This window comes from Foliimonas ilicis (genome assembly GCF_039939195.1).
In the GTDB taxonomy this organism is placed as follows: Bacteria; Pseudomonadota; Alphaproteobacteria; order Rhizobiales; family Rhizobiaceae; genus Foliimonas; species Foliimonas ilicis.
This window is the reverse complement of record NZ_JBDUUH010000003.1, coordinates 227,740-243,383: the sequence shown is the minus strand read 5'-3', so window position 1 is coordinate 243,383 and position 15,644 is coordinate 227,740. Positions and strand designations below refer to the sequence as shown.

Here is a 15,644-nt window from a genome sequence, read left to right as displayed (position 1 = left end):
GCTACGTTGGCGGCAAGACAAGACCTTTGAGGTGGGACTATGGAAAACAGGCGCAGCGCGATTGTCCGCGTATCATCAATTATTGCCGGATCTCTGTTCGTCATGGCGCTGGGCGCCGCCCAGGCTCAGGCAGACCAGATCAAGCTCGGCTTCATCGGACCGCTCTCCGGTGGCAATGCACAGCAGGGCCTTGGCGCCCGCAACGGCTTCCTTCTCGCAATCGAAGAAGCAAACGCCAATGGCTACCCGCATGAAGTAGAAGGCGTCGTTCTGGACGATGCTTCCGATCCGGCAGTCGGCGTATCGGCCGCCCAGAAGCTGGTCAATGATCCCGCCGTCATCGCGGCGACTGGACACTGGAACAGTCCAGTTGCACTTGCAACCATTCCAATTTTCAACCGCTCGCAGATGCCATTCATCGTTTGGGGCGCTGTCAGCCCGAAGATCACCGAGCAGAACTTTCCAAACGTAACGCGCGTCACACCGACGCTCGTCAACGAGAACAAGCCGCTTGCCGAAGCAATCATCAAGGAAGGCAAGGTCAAGAAGATCGCGATCATTTCGGACACGACCGACTACGGTGTGGCCAACACGAAATGGTTCGGCGATTTCTTCAAGGAAGCTGGCGGTGAAATTGTCGCTTCCGATGCAGCAGCGGTTGGCACGACCGATTTCCGTGCAATGCTGACGACGGCGAAAGCTGCCGGTCCGGACGCAATTTACTTCGGCGGCGTTGTCACCGAGGCAGCACTCGTGCGCAGCCAGATGGCCGATCTCGGCATGAGTTCCCTGCCGATGTACGGGATTTCCGGCATCTACGATCCGAAATTCCTCGAAATTGCGGGCGCTGCAGCCGAAGGCACGATCGTTGGTACACCGGCGGTGCAGACCAACCCGAAGCTCGAAGAATTCTACAAGGCATATGAGGCGAAGGGTTATACCGAACCTGCCGGCTCCTATGCAAAATATGCCTATGACGCAGCGCAGATCCTGCTGGAAGTCATCAAGGAAAAGGGCATCGAGGACAAGGAAGCCCTGAGCGCCGCGATCCGCGCGATCAAGCATGACGGCATCCTCGGTGAAGTTTCCTTTGATGAAGACGGCCAAACCACAATGCCCGTCGAAATCGACACCTACGTCGCGCGCGACGGCAAATGGGAAAAGATGTAATCAAAAAACATCGCGTGCCGCGCCGCCTTTCAGGTGGCGCGGCATCGTTTTTGGCAAGATGCCGAATAGTCCCGCGCCGGAGCATCGCCCATGACTGACAGTTCAACCAAGCCCGGTAAGGCCGTGGAGATCAAAGGCGTCTCCAAGATCTTCGGCAATTATCAGGCGCTGAAGCCTGTCACTTTCGAAATTTACGAGAATGAATTCTTCACGCTGCTCGGACCGAGCGGCTGTGGCAAGACCACGCTCCTGCGCATGATCGCAGGCTTCGAGCAGCCGACGACCGGCGAGATTTCGCTGCGCGGTGCCAATATCCAGCGTCTTCCACCGCATAAAAGGCGAGTCAACACCGTCTTCCAGAGCTACGCGCTTTTCCCGCATATGACGCTTGAGCAGAACATCGCTTTCGGGCTCGAAAACCTCGGCTGGGCGAAAGATCGCCGCGAAGCGCGCGTCGCCGATATGCTGCGTCTCGTACATATGGACAAATTCGCCGCGCGCAAGCCGCAGCAATTGTCCGGCGGCCAGCGACAGCGCATTGCGCTGGCACGGGCGCTTGCGCCGGAACCTGAAGTGCTTCTGCTGGACGAGCCGCTTTCGGCGCTCGATCTCAAGCTCCGGCAGGCGATGCGCGACGAGCTTCGCACTTTGCAGCGCCAGACCGGCATTACCTTCGTGTTCGTCACCCACGATCAGGAAGAAGCGCTCGATATGTCGGATCGCATCTGTGTTCTGGGCGATGGCGAAATCCAGCAATTGGGAACGCCTGCCGCGATCTACGAGGAACCGTCCAATCGCTTCGTCGCCGACTTTATCGGTGAAACCAATTTCTTCGACGTCGATGTCATTTCGGTGCACGGCGAGCACGCCACCGTTTCTATCCCGCAGGGAATGCAGTTCACCGCGCCGCAAAAGCAGGCGCTCGTCGGTCAAAAAGCGACCATGTCGATCCGGCCCGAAAAGATCAGCCTTCCCGCGCAATCCGGCCAGGTTCCGATCGAGGGAACCATCGTCGGCACAAATTATCTCGGCGGATACACCTATTATCTGGTCGAAACAGGCGTCGCAAAGCTGCGCATTTCCAAGCGCAACAGCGTCTCACGAGGCAGCGTTTTCGAAGTCGGGCGGCCGATCAAGGTTAGCTTCGCGGCTGAATCGGCAAGGATTCTCGGCGCATGACGCGGCGTATCAAGAGTCCGGGCTGGAACGTGCTGGGGCTTTTGCCGACGCATCTGATCATGCTTCTGACGCTGATCATCCCTGTCGGCATCATCATTCTCGTATCGTTTTCGACACGCGGTCCTTATGGCGGTTTCGACTATGTCTTCACCACCGCGCCTTATAAGCAGATCCTGTTCAATGAAGGCTGGACGGGCGAGCTTGAATTCAATCCGCAATATCTGATCGTCGTCGCCAGGACGCTCGTGCTCGCGGCCGCGACGACGCTGATATGCCTGATACTCAGCTTCCCCGTCGCCTATTTCATCTCGTTGCAGAAGCCGTCGCTGAAAGTTCTGTTGATCTATCTCGTGACCTTGCCATTCTGGGTCTCGATGATCGTGCGCGTCTATTCTTGGATCATCATTCTCGGCAATGAAGGCGTGATTGAAAAGACGCTGCGCGCGCTGGGCATCGTCGACGACATAGACAGTATGCTGTTCGGCGACACGGCTATGCTGATAGGCCTCGTCTACAGCTATATCCCACTGATGATCCTGCCGATCTTCGCGTCCATCGAAAAACTCGATCCGGCACTTGTCGAGGCATCGCACGACCTTTACGGCAGCCGCCTCACCACGCTGCGGCGCGTTATCCTGCCTCTTTGCCAGCCGGGTATGCTGGCTGGTGCCATTCTGGTCTTCGTTCCTTGCCTGGGCGCGGTGCTGGAGCCGACGCTGCTCGGCGGCGGCAAGACGATGATGATGGGCAATCTGATCCAGCTTCAGTTTGGTGCGGCGCGCAACTGGCCGCTGGGTGCTGCCATATCTATCGTGCTGATGGCTGCCGTTCTGCTCTTTCTGATTGCCAGAGGCCTGCGCGCGGTGCGCCGTGAAACGAGGGAGCTTGCGGTATGAACAGCGGTTCCGACGTCAGGCGTTATCCGGGCTTTGGCCTCTTCAGCATTCTTTTCTTCGTCTATCTCTATCTGCCCATTTCGGTGGTGGTGTTCTATTCGTTCAATGCCAATCGCATCGTCTCCAACTGGGGCGGTTTTTCGCTGCATTGGTATACGGCGGCGTTGTCGAATTCGGCGCTGGTTTCGGCAGTGAAGACATCATTGATCGTTGCCACCATCGCCACCACGATCGCGACGATCGTCGCGCTGATGGCAGCACTCGTCATCGTGCGCGGCAGGGATGTCCGCTTCCGCCGCGTTTCCGAAACGATCGTCAATCTGCCGCTGCTTTTGCCGGAAATCGTCGTTGCCGTTGCCACGCTGATCCTGTTTTCGCAGATCGGCCTTTCGAACGGCATTTTGAAGCTGATTATCGCGCATACGACCTTCTGCATTCCCTTTGCATTCCTGCCGATAAGGGCGCGATTGCAGGGCATGGATGCCGATCTTGAAGAGGCCGCGCGCGACCTTTACGCGTCGAGCTGGGTGGCATTCCGGCGGGTGACCCTGCCGCTCATCCTGCCCGGCGTCTTCAGCGGTGCGATGCTGGCCTTCGTCATTTCGATGGACGATTTCATCACCAGCAACCTTCTGAATTCGGGAGGCGCAACCACCCTGCCCGTCTACATTTTCTCGCTGATAAAGCAGGGTGTGTCGCCGCAGTTGAACGCCATATCGACGCTGATAATGCTGGCTTCCGTGGTGCTCGCAACGCTCGCTTTTCTCGTACAGCGCAAGAAGTAGGCCCAAGTCAGTTTTTACCTAATCACCGCATCAGGGAATTCAAATTTATCGCTGGCGGATGTTGGCTATCGTCACCCTTGGGAGAACAAAAGATCAAGGGGAATACCATGTCCACAAATCCACGTTTCACAGCACTGATCGCGGCCACCGCGCTAAGTTTGGTTTTCAGCGTCTCGGCCCATGCCGAGGGCAAGCTTTCCGTTTATGCCTGGGCCGATTCCATCGCACCTGAAGTCGTCGCGAAGTTCGAGAAAGAAACCGGCATCAAAGTCACCGTCGATGCATTTTCCTCGAACGAAGATTTGCTGACCAAGCTTCAGGCCGGGTCCGCGGGCTACGACATCGTCACGCCGTCGCAGCATTTCGTGAAGATCATGACCGACAGCGGCCTGCTCGAAGATTTCGGCGCCAGCAGCATGCCTGCCTATGAGCAGGTTCTGCCCGAATGGCAGAAGCAGTGGTGGGATCCGACGGGCAACTACTCCGTGCCGATGGCGTTCGGCAATGCCGGTTTCACCGTCAACCGCGACGTCTACAAAGGTCCGGTCGATAGCTGGAAAATCTACTTCGAACCATCCGAAGAATTGCAGGGCAAGATCGCCAGCCTCGCACAGGCGGACGAAGTCATTCCCGCCGCACAAAACTATCTCGGCATCAAATATTGCAGCGAAGACCCGGCGGAAATGAAGCGCGTGCTCGACCTTCTGGTTGCGCAGAAGCCTTATGTCGCGGCCTATTCCAGCGATAACATCGAAAACCGCATCGGCAGCGGCGAAGTGGCGGCCCATTTCTGGTGGGACGGCAACACGATGCGCGTTCGCCGCAACGACAAGGCGAATGTCGAATACGCAATGCCGAAGGAAGGTCTGGTCGGCTGGCTGGATTCTTATGCAGTGCCGAAGGGTGCACCGAACCTCGAAAATGCGAAGAAATTCATCGACTTCATGACCCAGCTCGAAAACGCGACGGCGCAGTACAATTATTACGGCCATTCCTCGCCGGTGAAGATCGATGAAAAGGAAGCAATCTACACGAAGGAAAACGCGCCGGAATTATTCCCGACCGTTCCCGTGAAGATGGGCGAAGCCTGTTCGCCTGCGGCACAGGAACTCGCGACGAAAGTCTGGACGCAGCTCCTCCAGTAATATCGGCGGGCCGGAATCTTCGGGGTTCCGGCCCCTTCCTTCTTCTTCGAAAGTTTTGTGAATGTCGGCTGATACTTATGATTACGTCGTCGTTGGCGCCGGTTCCGCTGGCTGCGTCGTTGCCAATCGCCTGAGCGCCAATCCGTCCACGCGCGTTTGCCTCATCGAAGGCGGCGGAAGCGACACGAGCCCGCGCGTGAAAGTGCCTGCGGGAATTCTCTCGCTCTATGGCAATCCGAATTACGACTATTGCTATGTCGGCGTGCCGCAACCGCATCTCAACAACCGCAGCCTCCCGGTCAACCGGGGTAAGGCGCTCGGCGGTTCGACGTCGATCAACTCGATGCTCTACATCCGCGGTGCCGCCCGCGACTATGATGAGTGGGAAAGTCTCGGCTGCGCCGGCTGGGGCTACGAAGATGTTCTCCCGGTCTTCAAGAAATTCGAGCGCAATCTGATCGGGCAAAACCAGCATTATCACGGCACGGAAGGCGAATTGCTCGTCGATAAGCCGCGCGATCCGAACATTCTGTCGAAAATGTTCGTGAAGGCAGGCCAGAATGCAGACCTTCCGGCAAATGACGACTTCAATGCAGCAAGCCAGCTCGGCCTCGGCATCTACAATGTCACGCAGGATCGCGGGCAGCGCTTCAGCAGCTACACAGCCTTTATCCGGCCTGTGCTCAACCGCAAGAATCTGACTGTTCTGGCCGAGTGCGAAGTGCTCGATCTGGTCATTTCCGAAGGCCGCGTGACTGGAATCCGCACCATTCAGAATGGTCAGCGAAAGACGATCAACGTCAATCGCGAGGTCGTGCTATCGGCAGGCGCGATCAATTCGCCCAAGATTTTGATGGAATCCGGCATTGGCAATGCGCAAGAGCTTCGCCAGCAGGGGATCGAGCCGGTCGTCGATCTTCCTGGTGTCGGCAAGAATTTGCAGGACCACATCGACGGTATGATCACCGTCCGCTCGTCCAGTACAAAGACGCTTGGGCTTTCGGTCGGGAACCTGCCGCGCATGCTCATGGCGCCCTATCAATACTTCGCTCAACGCAAGGGCATGCTGACGACCAATTATGTCGAGGCTGGTGGGTTTGCCCGCACGAAATACGCAGATGAATTGCCGGACATCCAGTTTCATTTCGTTCCAGGCTATCGCAGCCACCGGGGCAGATTGGTCGAATACGGCCACGGCTACGCGATCCACACCTGCGTTCTGCGGCCGAAAAGCGTCGGCGAAATCAAGCTGACGACCAATGGTGCGCGGCGCGACGTCTTGATCGATCATCGCTTCTTCTCCGACGAGCGGGATGCTGCCGTTCTGGTCGAAGGCATCAAGATTGCCCGCAGCATCTTTGCCTCGCCGGAGTTCGACGGCGTTCGCGGCAAGGAAATGCTGCCCGGAAAGGACGTTCGCAGCGACGACGAAATCCTCGCCTATCTGCGGGTGGAAGCACTGACAGTCTATCACCCCGTCGGAACCTGCAAGATGGGAACGGATGACATGGCCGTCGTCGATCCGGCAACGCTGAAGGTCAAGGGCGTGGAAGGCTTGCGTGTGGCCGATGCCTCGGTCATGCCGAAGCTCATCGGCGGCAACACGAATGCACCTAGCATGATGATCGGCGAGCGCGCCGCCGGAATGATCCTGACTGCACCACGCTAAACGAAAACCTCCCCGGCTTTCGTTTGCTCATTTCGATGCGCCCGCTTCATTCTCTTGACGCGGGCGCATCAGACGGCGAGAATTGACGAAAGGACGCATAAAAAGACGTCCTGGGAGGAAATTCGATGTCGTCGATCAAGCTCTTCAGGGGCAGTTTCGGGCATGTTTCCGTTTTGAACGTGGCGGGAGATTTCGTCACGCATGCCCATCGCGAGGCGCATGTCATCCTCTGGCTGGACGGTGCCGGCGGTGTGATGACCATCGGCAATGAGAAAGTGGCGCCCGGCCCAAGGGTGGCCGCCGCGATCAACTCGTTCCAACCGCACAGCCATGCTCTTTCGCATGACGGGCGCACCGGGCGCTTCCTGGCCTTCTACATCGATCCCGAATGGGCGAATGCGCGCCGGAACCGGCCTTACAGCGAGCCGCTTTTTGGCCGTGCCAGCATTCCGATCGACAAATGGCTTCATGCGACAGCCGCAGCGATTTTCGACGGCATGACCGACGACAGCGGTGCCGAAGACATTATCGACTATGAAGTCGAGCGGCTGATCGACGGATTGCTCGAAGCGGCCGACGCTTCCCGCACCCGCAAATCCAGAGGCCTTTCAAGCCACATCCAGTATGATTGCCGCGTTCGCAAGGCGATCGAGCTGATGCAGGCAAGGGTTTGCGAACGCATATGTTTCGATGAAGTGGCGCGCAGCGTGGGCTTGTCGCGTCCGCATTTCTTCGCGCTTTTCAAACAGCAGACGAACCTGACCCCGAATGTCTACTGGAACACGCTGCGCATGCAGGAGGCGCTGAAACAATTGAGTTGGTCGCGCGAACCGCTCACCTCGCTGGCCTGGAAGCTCGGCTTCACCAATCAGGGCAATTTCACACGCTTCTTCCGCGACCATGTGGGCGTGCCGCCAACGCTCTATCGGGAGGCCGCCCATTTCGCGGCATAGCGATTTCAGACTTATCGATAAATCTTCGAGACGCATTGATAAGCGGGTGACGAAGCGTTCGCATAGCATCCAGTCAGCAGAAGTTTTGGAGATGATGACCAATGGCGAGCGTTACAATATCCAGCGTCATCGACGCGCCGATTGAAAAAGTCTGGGCGCGTATTCGCGATTTCAACGGCCTGCCAAGCTGGCATCCGCGCATGATCCAGAGCCGTATCGAGGATGGGGGCACGGCCGACAAGGTAGGCAGCGTGCGAAATTTCACGGTCGCCAGCGGTGCCACGATCCGCGAAAAGCTCCTCGATTTTTCGGACGAAAAATTCCTCGTCAGCTATTCCATCATTGAGACACCACAGCCGATCACCAACCATAAAGCGGTGCTTCAGCTTCGGCGCGTAACCGATGGCAACCGCACCTATGCGGAATGGTCTGCCGATTTCGACGCACCTGAAGGCGAAGCCGATGGCGTCGCCAAGGGCATGGGCGAAAACGTTTTTCAGGGTGGCTTCAATGCGCTGAAAAGCCATTTCGCAGAGCAGAAATAATCGCCAATACGGAGTGCCGCCGATGCCGCTCGTTCTCCAGACCTGCAACACAGTTCAAGACACGACAGCGGCTCTGAAGGCGGAAGGCGCGCGCTATATGGGCGGCGGCACGCTGGTCGTGCGCGCGGCGAACGAAGGCGATTTGTCCCTGACGACTCTGGTGCGCTCGACGGACCCTTCCCTTTCGATCATCGAAGTGAGCGGCGGCCAGGTGAAAATCGGCGCATCGGTGACGATGGAAGCGATCGTGCGCCACCCGGACCTGACTTTCCTTGCCAAGGTCGCACGGGTCATCGGCGGACCGGCAGTGCGCAACATGGCGACCGTCGGGGGCAATCTGTTCGCGCCCTCGCCCTATGGCGACTTTGCCGTGGCGCTGCTGGCACTCGATGCGATGGTCCATGTTGGCGGCGAGACACAAGAGATCGGGGCGTTCCTCGATCAGCGCGACAAGAAAGGCGGGCCAATCGTCAGCGCGGTAAGTTTCGACCTGCCTGCGCATGACTCGTTCCGATTCCTCAAAGTATCCCGCATCAAGCCCAAGGGCGTCTCGGTTCTGAGCATCGCCGCCGTTCTGGAAGAAGACAACGGCACCGTCGCGAATGCACGCATCGCGCTCGGCTGCATGGCGAACCGTCCGATCCGCGCGAAGGCTGCGGAAAAGGCACTCATCGGAAAAGCGCTGACCAAGGACGGAATCGCCGCGGCGTTGGCAATTGCAGGCGAACGCATGTCGCCGCCCACCGATGCGATTGCGAGCGCCTGGTATCGAAGCGAAGTCCTGCCCGTGCATCTTGGCAGGTTGCTTCTGGCCTGAATTTCCCAGCCACCTGACGGCAGCCGGAGGAGAACGAAGAATGGCTAAAGTACCCGTCCAGTTCACCCTCAACGGTGAAGAAAAAGCCGAGTTCGTCGATAGCGGCGCGACGCTTTTGAAAGCGCTGCGCGACAAGATGGGTGACACGTCGCCGAAGGGCGGCTGTCATCAGGGCGCCTGTGGCGCCTGCTCGGTCATCATCGATGGTGAATTGCGGCTTTCCTGCCTGACGCTCGCCGAAACCTGCAATGGCGCCGTGATCCAGACCACCGCCGGACTTTCAGACAAAGGCGTGATGCATCCGTTGCAGATCGCCTTTCTCGAAACCTTCGCCACGCAATGCGGCTTCTGCACACCCGGCATGATCATGGCAGCCAAGACGCTTCTCGACCACACGCCGAACCCGACGCGCGAAGACGTGGTCGAAGCGCTTGCAGGCAACATCTGCCGCTGCACCGGCTATGAGCCGATCATTCAGGCGGTGATGATGGCTGCGCGTTCCAACTCGCAAAACGCGGCTTGAGGAGAGACATTCATGGAACTCCGCAAGAGCTACTTCGCAGACGAACGCAAGGACGATCTTCACGAAATCGGCCAGGGCCGCCCGCGTTCGGATTCGCCGGGCCATGTGACCGGCAAGACATCCTTTTTCGGCGACCGGACATTTCCCGGCATGCTGCATCTGAAGATGGTACGCAGCCCGCATCATCATGCGCGCATCAAGAGCATCGATGTTTCCGAGGCTGAAAAGCATCCAGGCGTAGCGCGCGTTTTGACCTCGAAAGACGTGCCGCACAATGTCTATACGATCCTGATTCTTATTCAGGTCGGCCCCGAAGACGAGACGGTTCTCGCATCCGACAAGGTTCGCTGGAAGGGCGAGGCTGTGGTGGCCGTGCTGGCAGACAGCGAGCGCGCCGCGCAGGAAGCAGCCGCCAAGGTGAAGGTCGATTACGAGGTTCTCCCGGCTGTCTTCGACATGGAAGAAGCGCTGAAACCCGATGCGCCGCTGGTCAACGAATATCACGGCCACAATTACTATCTTTACGACAGCGGCCCCTGCCGGAAAGTGCGTTTCGGCGACGTCGAAAAAGGCTTTGCAGAGGCCGATCACATTCTGGAACAGAGCTATTCGTCCGGCCCTATCGAGCACGCGCCGACCGAGACGACCGGCTGCATCGTGGCCCCGGAAGGCAATGACCGTTTCACCTGCTACACCAACACGCAAGCGATGTTCTTCACGCTCGACAACACGTCCATCATTCTGCAGATGCCCGGAAACAAGCTGCATATGGTCGGCGGCACGGTCGGCGGCGGGTTTGGCGGGAAGGTCGATGTGATCGTCGAGCCGATTGCAATTCTGGGCGCGAAGCTTACCGGGAAACCGGTGAGTTTCATCTATAGCCGGGAAGAAGAAATGCAGATTTCCTCGCCGCGCGCTGCCGAAAAAATCATTCTCAAGGATGGCGTGATGAAGGATGGCCGCATCATCGCGCGCCAGGTCACCGGCTACACGGATGCGGGTGCCTATTCGCGCCACTCGCCTTATGGTGCACAAAAGGGCGCTGCCCATTATCCTGGTCCGTACACAATTCCGAATGTTTCGATAGACACTTATTGTGTCTACACGAACCGCACGCCGTCGAGCGCCATGCGCGGCTTTGGCGTGACCATTGGCGACTTTGCTCTGGAAGTGCAGATGGACAAGCTGGCGCGATTGATCGGAATGGACCCACTGGAGTTCCGCTTTATCAATGCCTATCGCGACGGTGACATGAAGGCGCATCGCCAACCCACTGAGGGCGCAGCTTTAATCGAATGCATGCAGGAGGCTTCGCGCGCCTCCAACTGGCCGATTGACGAGAAGTTTTTCGCTATGTCTTCGCATGCGAGGGAGAATTGAGATGGCGATAAAGCGCGGACGCGGCGTTGCCGCAATCAACTATCCCACCGGTATGAATCTCGGCGGCGACCCGACGCAGGCGCTGGTGCATTCCACACCTACCGGCAATTTCATGGTCACGCTGTCGAGCGTCGATCTCGGCCAAGGCATGAAGCAGATCATGGCGCAGATTTGCGCCGAGACAATCGGCGTGCCGACCGACCGTGTTGTTGTGGATACGGCGGACACCGACACCGGCCCGCATTGCATGGGCACATTCGCCTCGCGCGGCACGCACCGGGCAGGCAATGCCGTGATCCGGGCCGCACAGGAAGCGCGGCAGGTCATGCTGGAAGTCGCCGCCGAAGAACTGGAGGTAAACGCCTCCGATCTGGAGACAGACGGCGAAGGCAATATTCTGGTCAAGGGCGCGCCGCAGAAGTCGATTTCGATCTTCGACGTGGCGCTGTCGGCGCATTTCAAGCGCGGCCGTTCGATCTCCGGGCGGGGCATGTTCCTCGTCCCGCGCTCATATCCTGAAAAGGAAACGGGCGCGATGAAACCCTCGACCTGCTATGCGCATGCATGCTCGGTCGCGGAAGTGGATGTGGATGACGAGACGGGCGAAGTCACCGTCGTCTCGGTCAAGAATGTCTTCGAGATCGGCCGCGCGCTCAATCCGAAAATGGTCGAGCAGCAGCTTGTCGGCGGTTCGTGGATGGGCATCAGCCATGCGCTCTACGAGACGACCGAGCCCTATTATCCGAGCCGTGAACATGGCGGGCGCGACTTCAACGAATATCTGATGCCCGGCCCCGGTGACCTCGCAGAGACGCAGATCATCGTGCTGGAACGCCCGGCGGCAGACGGGCCGTTCGGCGCGAAAGGCCCTGGCGAAATGTGCGCCAATCCGCAGATACCGGCAGTCGCAAATGCCGTATTCGACGCCGTCGGCGTTCGCATCGACACCCTGCCGATAACGCCGGAGCGCATATTGCGCGCGCTTAAAGCGCAATCCAACGCTACGGCCTGACGTAAAGCAATGACAGGCACAGCGCCAGAAACGATTGCCACTTCGCCCGAAGCAATAGCGACTCTTCTGGCGAAGAGTCGCTATTTGGCTGATGAAAGCCTCGCCACAGCAATCTTTCTCGCTATTCGGCTCGGCAAACCGTTGCTGCTTGAGGGCGCACCTGGCGTCGGAAAGACCGAAGCCGCCAAGGCGATTGCAGAAGTGCTTGGCCGGTCGCTCGTACGCCTGCAATGCTATGAGGGCATCGATGCAGCGCACGCGCTTTATGAGTGGAATTATCAGCGGCAATTGCTCGCCATTCGCCATGCTGGCGAAAACGAAATCGACATTTACGATGATCGGTTTCTGATTGCGCGACCTTTGCTGCAAGTCCTGAAAGCGCCGGAGCGGCTCGTGCTTCTGGTCGACGAAATCGACCGGTCCGACCACGAATTCGAGGCGCTGCTTCTCGAATTTCTCTCGGATTTCCAGATCAGCATTCCCGAACGCGGCACATTAAGCGCAGCCTCGCAACCCGTCGTCATCCTGACATCCAACCGCACCCGCGAACTGGCAGAGGCGTTGCGTCGCCGCTGCGTCTATCACTGGATCGGCTATCCGGATGCGGAGCGCGAAGCTGCCATCATCATGCTGCGCGCAGGCGGCGTTGCAGAGGCAACTGCGCGGGCCGTCGCCAATGCCGTGCAGAACATCCGCGCGCGACCGTTGGCGAAACCGCCGGGCATTGCGGAGGCGGTCGAATGGGCAAATGCCGCGACCATCCTCGAAAAGGGCGGCAGCCCGTGGCCTGAAGCGTTTCGCCGGGCAGTCGGCGTTCTCATCAAGGACGAAGAGGATTCCACCTATCTCGCGCCGGATTTTGGAAAGATCATCGAGGAGGCGTTGGCGTGAATGGCGTTCTCACCGTTCTGCCGCAGGCCGCGAAAGTCTTGATGGGTTTCGGGCGCGTGCTGCGGCGCTTCGGTTTTGCTGTCGCGCCGGAACAGACGAGCGATTTCATGGCGGCGGTTACGCTGCTAGGTCCGCGATCCATGGCCGACATACGCGAGGCAGCACTTGCAACGCTTTCGCCGCCGCCGGACCGCCGGGCCGAATTCGACGCACATTTCCGCAGCTATTTTTTCGGCGAGACCGCGGCCTTTATAGAGGGCGATGCCGATGAGAAAGAAACGCAGGTCAAGGATGATGGCGGCCCGCAAAAGGAACAGGCCGAAGCCATTGTGGAAGACAGCTCCGGCGAGCTCGCATCGGGCAAGGAAAGGCTGAGCGCGCGCCTTTTCGAACGCGACGACGACCTCCTGAAACGGTTTCGCCGCGATCTGAAAAACGCCCTACCCCTCCGCCGCTCGTTCCGCACGATCAGAACCGCATCGCGCGGAACGCTGGATTTGCGTCGTTCGCTGAGATCGATCGTTCGCGCAGATGGCGATGTCCCCGCACCCTTGCTGCGTCGACGCCAAAATATCCCGCGCCGGTTGATGCTGCTGATCGATGTTTCAGGATCGATGAAGCTGCATACGGCGGACTATCTGGCGGTGGCCCATGCGGCGGTGCAGAGTGCGGATACTGCCGAAGTGTTCACGCTTGGAACGCGTCTAACCCGCATTACGCCGTCACTGCGCGTCCGCACATGCGATCAGGCGCTTTCCCGCGTCGCTGCTCAAGTGGATGATTGGGATGGCGGCACACGGATCGGGCCTACCCTGCTCGCTCTCCTCTCGGTGCCGCGCTTTGCCGCCTTCGCGCGTGGCGCGGCGGTCGTGATCCTGTCCGACGCGTTGGAGCGCGGCGATCATTCCGAGATGGAGCTTGCGATGCGCCGTCTGAGCGCCCGCGCCTTTCGGCTTTCGCTCTGCACACCGCTTGCAGGCGATCCGCGATTTCGTCCGCAGACGACAGCCTTGCGCGCGGTCCTGCCCATGCTCGACGATCTGGTGGACGGCTCGTCCATCGCAACGCTTACCGATTTCATCCTGTCGCTCGCGCGCCCTGCGGCGACGGCACAAGCAATCTGGCGGGAGGTTTCCTGATGCAGAAAATCATCGACTCGCATTTCCACATCTGGCGGCAGCAGGATTTGCCGTGGCTGGTCGGAGATATGGTGCCGCGCATTTTCGGTCCCTACGAACCCATCCGCCGCGACTATCCGATAGAGGAATTCCTCGCCGACAATGAAGGCTCCGGCGTCGAGAAAGCCGTCTACGTCCAGACCAACTGGGCCAAGCAGGATTTCGAGAAGGAAGTCGCCTGGGTCCAGAAAACCGCAGAAGAAACCGGCTGGCCCCATGCCATTGTCGGCTATGCAGACATGAGTGTCGACGATGTGAGGCCGCAACTGGATCGGCTCGCGCGCTATCCGCTCTTGCGCGGCGTGCGTATGCAGCTTCATTGGCACGAGACGCCGGAATACCGCTTTGCTTCCGATGCCCGTCAGGTTGTCGATCCCGCCGTGCGGAAAAACGTTGCTCGTTTAAAGGATTATGGCCTTTCCTTCGACCTCCAACTCTTCCCGCAACAGATGCGCGACGGCGCTGATCTGGTCGAGGAAAACCCGGAGACGGATTTCATCCTGACCCATACCGGCATGCTGACGGACGCATCTTCGCAGACTTTAGAGGAGTGGAAAGCCGGATTGCGCGAGCTTTCGCGCTTGCAGAACCTGTCTGCAAAGCTCTCCGGCCTGGGTACATTCGTCCACCGCAACGACCCGGATTTGATCACCGTGATCATCGATAATGCCATCGAGATTCTAGGCAGCGATCGCCTGATGTTCGGCTCGAATTTCCCGATCGAAAAGCTCTGGACCGATCACGCTTCGCTTGTCGCTGCGCACCGGAAGGCAGTCGCCCGACACGGCGACGATGCCGAAGCCGATATTTTCTGGAACACGGCAGCGCGCGTTTATCGGGTAGAATGAACAGCACTCAGAGCGCGGACCGCGCTTGAGACGATTTCTTCCGGCGTCAAAGCTATATCGAGGCGGATCGGCTGCTCGTCATCTTCCGGCCGCTCCAATGTTGCAAGCTGGCTTGCGAGCAGTGAAGTGGTCGCGAAATGACTTTTCCGGGCCTGCAGTCTTTGCTCGATCAACTCCGTCGGTCCATCGAGAAACAGGAAACGTACCACGCCCAGCCTTTCGCGCATGAAATCGCGGTAGCGTCGTCTCAGCGCCGAACAGGCGATAACCACCGGCCGTCTTCTCTCTGCAAGAGCAGCTTCGCAAACCTCGCCAAGCCATGGCCAGCGCTGTTCGTCGGTCAGGCCAATGCCCTGCCGCATGAGCTCGACATTTTCTGCACTGTGCAGCCTGTCCGCCTCGATCCATGTGCAGCCGAGAGCTGTTGCGAGACGGCTGGCGATCTCCGTCTTGCCGGTGCCCGCGATACCCATGACGACGAGGAAATCTGCGCTGCCAGGACGGCTGTTTTCATCGGGAATCATGACATCAATATAGATCGACCATCATCCTGATGGCCATCACACTGCACAGCCAATTATAATGATCATGAATCCGCTATTTATTGACATAAAAGCATGCCGATCTTAACGATCGTGATCACGATAATTGGG

General features: G+C 58.7%; 16 protein-coding genes. 15 read left to right on the top strand and 1 reads right to left on the bottom strand.

All coding sequences use genetic code 11. The features are described 5' to 3' along the window. The first annotated feature begins 39 nt into the window (after positions 1–39). From ABFT80_RS09275 to ABFT80_RS09205, 15 genes are all read left to right on the top strand, one after another. Positions 40–1,170, top strand: coding sequence for a branched-chain amino acid ABC transporter substrate-binding protein (locus tag ABFT80_RS09275; RefSeq protein WP_347971612.1), 1,131 nt, complete (start codon positions 40–42; stop codon positions 1,168–1,170). A gap of 90 nt (positions 1,171–1,260) precedes the next feature. Next, complete coding sequence (locus ABFT80_RS09270; RefSeq protein ID WP_347971611.1) at positions 1,261–2,349, top strand: ABC transporter ATP-binding protein; 1,089 nt, start codon at positions 1,261–1,263, stop codon at positions 2,347–2,349. Next, a complete protein-coding gene (locus tag ABFT80_RS09265) occupies positions 2,346–3,245 on the top strand; it encodes an ABC transporter permease (protein ID WP_347971610.1) in 900 nt (299 codons plus the stop codon). Before ABFT80_RS09270 ends, ABFT80_RS09265 begins: the two co-directional genes overlap by 4 nt. After that, entirely contained in the window at positions 3,242–4,030 is a 789-nt protein-coding gene (locus tag ABFT80_RS09260) for an ABC transporter permease (RefSeq protein WP_347971609.1), read from the top strand. Before ABFT80_RS09265 ends, ABFT80_RS09260 begins: the two co-directional genes overlap by 4 nt. Positions 4,031–4,137: 107 nt before the next feature. Continuing rightward, on the top strand, positions 4,138–5,175 hold the full coding sequence (locus tag ABFT80_RS09255) for an extracellular solute-binding protein (RefSeq protein ID WP_347971608.1): 1,038 nt from the start codon (positions 4,138–4,140) through the stop codon (positions 5,173–5,175). A gap of 61 nt (positions 5,176–5,236) precedes the next feature. After that, entirely contained in the window at positions 5,237–6,844 is a 1,608-nt protein-coding gene (locus tag ABFT80_RS09250; protein WP_347971607.1) for a GMC family oxidoreductase, read from the top strand. A gap of 125 nt (positions 6,845–6,969) precedes the next feature. Further along, positions 6,970–7,797 carry a helix-turn-helix domain-containing protein gene (locus tag ABFT80_RS09245; RefSeq protein ID WP_347971606.1) on the top strand — a complete coding sequence of 276 codons (828 nt, stop codon included), beginning with the start codon at positions 6,970–6,972 and terminating at the stop codon, positions 7,795–7,797. A gap of 101 nt (positions 7,798–7,898) precedes the next feature. Beyond that, positions 7,899–8,342 (top strand): SRPBCC family protein, encoded by a 444-nt coding sequence (locus ABFT80_RS09240; RefSeq protein ID WP_347971605.1) that lies wholly within the window; start codon positions 7,899–7,901, stop codon positions 8,340–8,342. A gap of 22 nt (positions 8,343–8,364) precedes the next feature. Further along, on the top strand, positions 8,365–9,159 hold the full coding sequence (locus ABFT80_RS09235) for an FAD binding domain-containing protein (protein ID WP_347971604.1): 795 nt from the start codon (positions 8,365–8,367) through the stop codon (positions 9,157–9,159). A 40-nt stretch (positions 9,160–9,199) separates the two neighbouring features. After that, positions 9,200–9,682 (top strand): (2Fe-2S)-binding protein, encoded by a 483-nt coding sequence (locus ABFT80_RS09230; RefSeq protein WP_347971603.1) that lies wholly within the window; start codon positions 9,200–9,202, stop codon positions 9,680–9,682. Between the two features lie 12 nt (positions 9,683–9,694). Continuing rightward, on the top strand, positions 9,695–11,062 hold the full coding sequence (locus ABFT80_RS09225; protein ID WP_347971602.1) for a xanthine dehydrogenase family protein molybdopterin-binding subunit: 1,368 nt from the start codon (positions 9,695–9,697) through the stop codon (positions 11,060–11,062). Between the two features lies 1 nt (position 11,063). Next, positions 11,064–12,074 carry a xanthine dehydrogenase family protein molybdopterin-binding subunit gene (locus ABFT80_RS09220; RefSeq protein ID WP_347971601.1) on the top strand — a complete coding sequence of 337 codons (1,011 nt, stop codon included), beginning with the start codon at positions 11,064–11,066 and terminating at the stop codon, positions 12,072–12,074. A gap of 9 nt (positions 12,075–12,083) precedes the next feature. Further along, positions 12,084–12,965, top strand: coding sequence for an AAA family ATPase (locus ABFT80_RS09215; protein ID WP_347971600.1), 882 nt, complete (start codon positions 12,084–12,086; stop codon positions 12,963–12,965). Continuing rightward, a complete protein-coding gene (locus ABFT80_RS09210) occupies positions 12,962–14,104 on the top strand; it encodes a vWA domain-containing protein (RefSeq protein WP_347971599.1) in 1,143 nt (380 codons plus the stop codon). The genes ABFT80_RS09215 and ABFT80_RS09210 overlap by 4 nt, the downstream gene beginning before the upstream one ends. Then, a complete protein-coding gene (locus ABFT80_RS09205; RefSeq protein WP_347971598.1) occupies positions 14,104–14,991 on the top strand; it encodes an amidohydrolase family protein in 888 nt (295 codons plus the stop codon). The genes ABFT80_RS09210 and ABFT80_RS09205 overlap by 1 nt, the downstream gene beginning before the upstream one ends. Here the strand turns inward: ABFT80_RS09205 and ABFT80_RS09200 are convergent. Beyond that, positions 14,976–15,515 carry a gluconokinase gene (locus ABFT80_RS09200; protein ID WP_347971597.1) on the bottom strand — a complete coding sequence of 180 codons (540 nt, stop codon included), beginning with the start codon at positions 15,513–15,515 and terminating at the stop codon, positions 14,976–14,978. The genes ABFT80_RS09205 and ABFT80_RS09200 overlap by 16 nt on opposite strands. Positions 15,516–15,644 lie beyond the last annotated feature (129 nt).